The sequence below is a fragment of the Arthrobacter sp. Bi83 genome (genome assembly GCF_918698095.1).
In the GTDB taxonomy this organism is placed as follows: domain Bacteria; phylum Actinomycetota; class Actinomycetes; order Actinomycetales; family Micrococcaceae; genus Arthrobacter.
Genome location: NZ_CAKKLY010000100.1, coordinates 1 through 5,285 on the forward strand (window position 1 = coordinate 1; position 5,285 = coordinate 5,285).

Genomic DNA, 5,285 nt, shown 5'->3' on the forward strand with positions numbered 1-5,285 from the left:
GTACTAGAGTGGCACCAACTGCCGCCGGCAAGGCGGGTGCGGATCAAAGGAGATACGGCGTGTTCTCAAGTCCCTTCCCGGATGTGGATGTTCCGGACCAAAGCATCTACGACTACCTCTTCAGCGGTCTTGCGGCCGGGGATCTGGACCGCATCGCATTGGTGGACGGCGTCAGCGGCGCGCAGACAAGCTACGGGCAGCTGCTCGGGCAGATTAATGCAGTTGCGGGCGCTGTGGCCGCGCAGGGGCTTGGTCCGCATGGTGTTGCGGCGATGCTCTGCCCCAACGTTCCGGCCTTCGCGGCAGTCTTCCACGGGCTCCTCCGGGCCGGCGCCACGATCACCACCGTCAATTCGCTCTACACCGCGGACGAACTGACCCTCCAGCTCCAGGACGCCGGCGCTACGTGGCTGTTCACGGTGTCCGCGCTGCTTCCGGGAGCCAAGGAAGCGGCCGAGCGTGCCGGGATTCCCGCCGAGCGGCTCGTGGTGCTCGACGGCGCCGAAGGTCACCTTTCGCTCCGTGACCTGCTCACCGCAGGCGCGCCGGCTCCGGACGTCACGTTTGACCCGGCCACCCACGTGGCCGTGCTGCCGTATTCATCGGGGACCACGGGGCGGCCCAAGGGGGTGAGGCTCAGCCACCGGAACCTCGTGGCCAACGTACAGCAGGCCCGGGGGCTCCTGGGTGTCACGCCGGACGACAGGCTTCTTGCGCTGCTGCCGTTCTTTCACATCTACGGCCTGACCGTCCTGCTGAATCTTGCCCTGCGGGAACGGGCCAGCCTGGTCACTATCCCGCGGTTCGACCTTGCCGAGTTCCTCCGAATGATCCAGGACCACAGGTGCACCTACCTGTTTATTGCACCGCCCGTGGCGGTGGCCCTGGCCAAGCAACCGCTGGTGGATGAGTACGATCTCAGCTCCGTCCACACCATGCTGTCCGGCGCGGCGCCGCTGGATGGTGAACTGGGCACCAAACTCGCCCAGCGCCTGCACTGCCGCGTCCTGCAGGGCTACGGCATGACAGAGCTGAGCCCCGTCTCGCATCTGATCCCACGGGACGCGACGGATGTTCCCGTGAGTTCGGTGGGCTTCACCGTACCCAACATGGAATGCCGGCTCGTGGACCCGGCTACGGGCGAGGACATCGACATTCCGGCCGAGGGCACCAGCGGCCCGGGCCACCTGCTGTGCCGCGGCCCCAATGTCATGCTCGGGTATCTCAACCGCGCCGAGGAGACGGACGCATGCCTGGATGCAGATGGCTACCTGCGCACCGGTGACGTGGCCACCGTCCGGGCCGACGGCGTGGTGACGATCGTGGACAGGCTGAAGGAGCTGATCAAATATAAGGGCTACCAGATTGCCCCGGCAGAGCTTGAGGCGCTGCTGCTGACGCATCCGGGCATCGCCGACGCCGCCGTGATCGGAACAAGCGACGCCGACGGCCAGGAGGTCCCGATGGCCTTCGTCGTCCGTCAGCCGGGGGAGGGTGGGGCATCGCTCGATGAGGCCGCCGTGATGGACTTTGTGGCTGCGGCGGTGGCACCGTTCAAGAAGGTCCGGCGGGTGGAGTTCATCGACGCTGTCCCGAAGTCGGCGTCCGGCAAGATTCTGCGCCGCATGCTGAAGGTTTAGCGGGATGCTGAGAACCCTGCCGGACGCAGCAGTTTCCTAGTCGGCGCCGTAGGTGTTGGCGATGTAGACGTCGCAGGAGGCGGTGTGGGCAACGCTGTTGGCCACGCTTCCCAGCACGCGACCCAGGCCGCGCATGCGTCGGTTGCCCACCACAATCATCCGTGCGTCGAAGCGTTCTGCCTCTTTGATGAGGGCTTCGGCCGGCTTGCCGCGCGCTGACGAATAGGTGACCTTGAGGTCCGTGCCGGCGAGGCTTGCCGCGACGTCCTTGGCCACCTTCTCGGCTTCGCCGGCATCCGAAACGATCCATTTATCGCTGCCGCTGCCATACACCTCGGTCCGGTCCGTGTCGAAGGCCGATACGACGTGCAGCGTCGCCCCCAGCGACACGGCCAGGTCCCTCGCTGTCTCCGCAGCCTTGCGGGCGGTTCCGCTACCGTCCACGCCCACAACAATGATTCCGCTCATGGTCCCGCTCCTCTTCATTTTCCGCGTCCGGGTGCGGGACGCATCATCGCATCCTGCGTCAGCCCGGCCGCGCCCATCCTCAGGCTACAGCGCAGCCGGGACACAGCGCAGGTCAGGTTCCCGCGTGCCTTCCGGCGACCGCATCAATGGCTTCCTGCAGCACCGGCGCGAGCCGCCGCACACCCTCCGCGATGGCGTCGGGCGGCACGGCACTGAATGCCAGGCGCAGCTTGTTTGACGGTTCGTCCGAGTGGCTGAAGGCGGCGCCCGGAATGAACACGACGCCACAGTCGATCGCCTTGCGCAGCAGCGGATAGGTGTCCACGCCGTGCGGCAGCGTAACCCACACGAAGAAGCCGCCCTCGGGACGTGTCCAGGTAAGCCCCTCCGGCATGTACTGCTCCAGCGCTGCCAGCATGGCGTGGCAGCGCTCCGCGTACAGACCCCGGTACGTCTGGATCTGGCCCTTCCAGTCGTAGTCCCGAAGATAGGCCGAGACCAGCATCTGGTTCAGTGTGGGCGGGCACAGCGTTACGGCCTCGGAGGCAAGGTAGTAGCGCCGCAGCAGGTGTGCCGGGACGAGTGCCCAGCCGATGCGCAGTCCCGGCGCGAAGATCTTGGAGAACGATCCCATGTAGATGACGTCGTCCGGGTTGGCCGCGCGCAGCGGCTCCAGCGGTTCCCCGTCAAAACGGAGCAGGCCGTACGGGTTGTCCTCCAGAACCAGGATGTTGGCCCGGCGGCAGATATCGACGATCTGTTGGCGCCGCTCCTGCGCCAGGGTGATGCCGGAGGGATTGTTGAAGTTGGGGATCGTGTAGAGGAACTTGATGTTCTTTCCGGCGGTCTGGAGTGCGGCGATCCTGGCCTCGAGAAGCTCCGGTACCAGGCCGTCGTCGTCCATTTCCACCGCCTCAACCTGAACCTGGTACGCCTCGAACGTGTTGAGGGCACCCACGTAGGTGGGTTCCTCCACGAGGACGACGTCTCCCGGGTCGCAGAAGACCTTGGTGGCCACGTCCTGGGCAGACTGGGAGCCGGCGGTGATCACCACGTTCTCAGGTAGGGCGTCCAGGATGCCCTCAGCGGCCATGACTTCGCAGATCTGCGTGCGGAGCTCTTCCGTGCCCTGGCCGCCGCCGTACTGGAGGGCTGTCAGTCCATCTTCGGCGATGATCCTCGCAGCCGTCTTGGCGAGTCTGTCCAGGGGAAGGGACTGCAGGTAGGGGCTGCCGCCCGCTAGGGAGACGAGCCCGGGTCGCATCGAGATGTCGAAAACGTCCCGGACGGCCGACTGCTTGATGTTCGCTGCGCGCTCCGAGAAGAGTTCATCGTGGCGGTGGGCGGACGTTGCCGCCCGTTCAATCGCATCAATGGCTTCGGCGGGAAGGACGGCTGCGGCGGCGTCAAGTGTTTCGTGGGTCACAGTTCCTAGGATACATCCAAGTGTTGCCAGGAAGGCAACATTTGTTGCCCGAAGATCTGTCCGGCGCTGGGGGCTTTACCTCCGTCCGCGCAGGGCATGGAATGGAGCCATGACCACACCCCAGTTCGTTCCTGTCCAGTCGGCCAAGGCAGCTGCCTTCCGAGGACTCCATGCGGAGGGGTCGGTGCCCCTGGTGCTGGTAAACGTGTGGGACGCGGCCTCGGCACGGCTGGTGGAGGAGGCCGGAGCGCATGCGCTGGCCACCTCAAGCTCGGCCGTCTCCTGGAGTCTGGGCTTTCCCGACGGCAACCAGCTGCCCCGTGCCCTGGCCATGGCGGCGCTGGGCAGGATCGCCACGGCCACCGACCTTCCGGTGACGGCAGACATCGAGACGGGGTACGCAGGCGCGGATGGCGTCTTCGACGATGCCCTGCTGCGACAGACGGTCACGGCGGTGCTGGAGGCGGGGGCCGTGGGCGTGAACATCGAGGATTCCGGCGGGGTACCGCTGACAGATGTGGACGAGCAGGCCCGCCGGATCGGCATTATCAGGACCATGGCGGAGGAGTCCGGTGTGCGGCTCTTTATCAACGCGCGGACGGACACCTATCTCTCGGGCCGCTTTCGGGAGCGGGCCTTCGAAGAAACCCTGCGTCGGGTCCCGGCGTACCTGGCCGCCGGCGCCGACGGCATCTTCGTTCCCGGCGTGACGGATCTGCACGTCCTGCACGAGCTCTCACGCAGGATCCCGGCACCGCTGAACGCCCTGGCCGGTGTGGGGGCACCCTCCGTCGGGGAACTGCACGACGCCGGGGTGCGGCGGATCAGCATCGGCGGCAACACCGCGAAGGCCGCTTATGCAACGGTGTCCCGGGTGGCCGCTGAAGTCCTGGGCGACGGCAACTGGTCGGAACTGGCCGGAGCCCGCAGCCATGCAGAGATGGACGCACTGTTTGCCCGGGCAAGAGCCCGGGAGTGACGCGCGTGCTAGCGCAGACTCAGGACCTGGGCCAGGCTGACGCCGTTGACGTAGATCTCCGCCCGGATGGCGCCGACCGCTGTCACGGCAGTGTGGGTCAGTTGGGCCTCAATCCGCGGAATGTCACAGACGCCGCCAGGCTGTACCGAGCCGGTCAGGTTGACCACCACCGTGGTGCCGTCAAAGTATCCGGAAACGTATTGCAGCGTGGACGCGGCCAGGGAGTTGTACAGGCCTGATGGCGGCGGTGCGCCGCGTCCGGACAGCAGCTGGCTCATGGCGGCCTGAAGCGGCTCCAGGATCGAGGGGTCGGCATCGTGGACAGCCACCAGGCTGTCGTTGCAGCCGAACCGCACGCCCGAACTGCCGCCGTCGTCCAGGGCAACGTAGTACACCGCTGTTCCCGTTACGCTGGCCGCGGGCCCGCCGGCGCCTGGCCGGGCGCCGGTGTTAGCGGTGGTGCCTCCGGTCCCCGTGCCAGCCGAGGCTGACGGTGCGGGAGATTCCGGCGTTCCGGCGCCGGGCTGCGCCTGGACGGCGGGTCCCTCGGCGGGCCCGGCTGGAGCCGACGCTGCAGGCGGCGTGCCGGCCGGCGGTGAACCGCCAGCAGATCCCCGCGACGGGACGGCTGCCGTGCCTGAGCCGACGCTGGACCCTGAGCCGGCCCCCGAACCCGGCTCCGTGCCGGATCCAGTGCCGGATCCCTGGTTCGGGGGCAGCCCCGGAACGGAAATGTCCTCGGGCGCCCTTGGCGGCGGAGCCGGCTGGGGGG

The 5,285-nt window shown here is 67.2% G+C and carries 5 protein-coding genes; 2 read left to right on the top strand and 3 right to left on the bottom strand.

The features are described 5' to 3' along the window. Positions 1-59 precede the first annotated feature (59 nt). Positions 60-1,640, top strand: coding sequence for an AMP-binding protein (locus tag LQ144_RS22640; RefSeq protein ID WP_230121492.1), 1,581 nt, complete (start codon positions 60-62; stop codon positions 1,638-1,640). A 36-nt stretch (positions 1,641-1,676) separates the two neighbouring features. Here the strand turns inward: LQ144_RS22640 and LQ144_RS22645 are convergent, their stop codons facing one another. Further along, the gene (locus LQ144_RS22645) at positions 1,677-2,108 is read right to left on the bottom strand and encodes a universal stress protein (RefSeq protein WP_230121493.1); all 432 of its coding nucleotides are present in this window, start codon (positions 2,106-2,108) and stop codon (positions 1,677-1,679) included. 112 nt (positions 2,109-2,220) lie between these two features. Further along, positions 2,221-3,534, bottom strand: coding sequence for a PLP-dependent aminotransferase family protein (locus LQ144_RS22650; RefSeq protein ID WP_230121494.1), 1,314 nt, complete (start codon positions 3,532-3,534; stop codon positions 2,221-2,223). 109 nt (positions 3,535-3,643) lie between these two features. On the opposite strand from LQ144_RS22650, the gene LQ144_RS22655 reads away from it, so the two are divergent. Next, positions 3,644-4,513, top strand: a complete 870-nt coding sequence (locus tag LQ144_RS22655; protein WP_230121495.1) for an isocitrate lyase/phosphoenolpyruvate mutase family protein — start codon at positions 3,644-3,646, stop codon at positions 4,511-4,513. 8 nt (positions 4,514-4,521) lie between these two features. Here LQ144_RS22655 and LQ144_RS22660 read toward each other — a convergent pair. Further along, positions 4,522-5,285: GerMN domain-containing protein (locus LQ144_RS22660; protein WP_230121496.1), on the bottom strand; the 764-nt coding region annotated here is incomplete at its 5' end.

Coding starts and splice junctions, on each gene's coding strand:
- LQ144_RS22645 (WP_230121493.1), bottom strand. CDS start 2,108: ATGAGCGGAATCATTGTTGTGGGCGTGGACGGTAGCGGAACCGCCCGC.
- LQ144_RS22655 (WP_230121495.1), top strand. CDS start 3,644: ATGACCACACCCCAGTTCGTTCCTGTCCAGTCGGCCAAGGCAGCTGCC.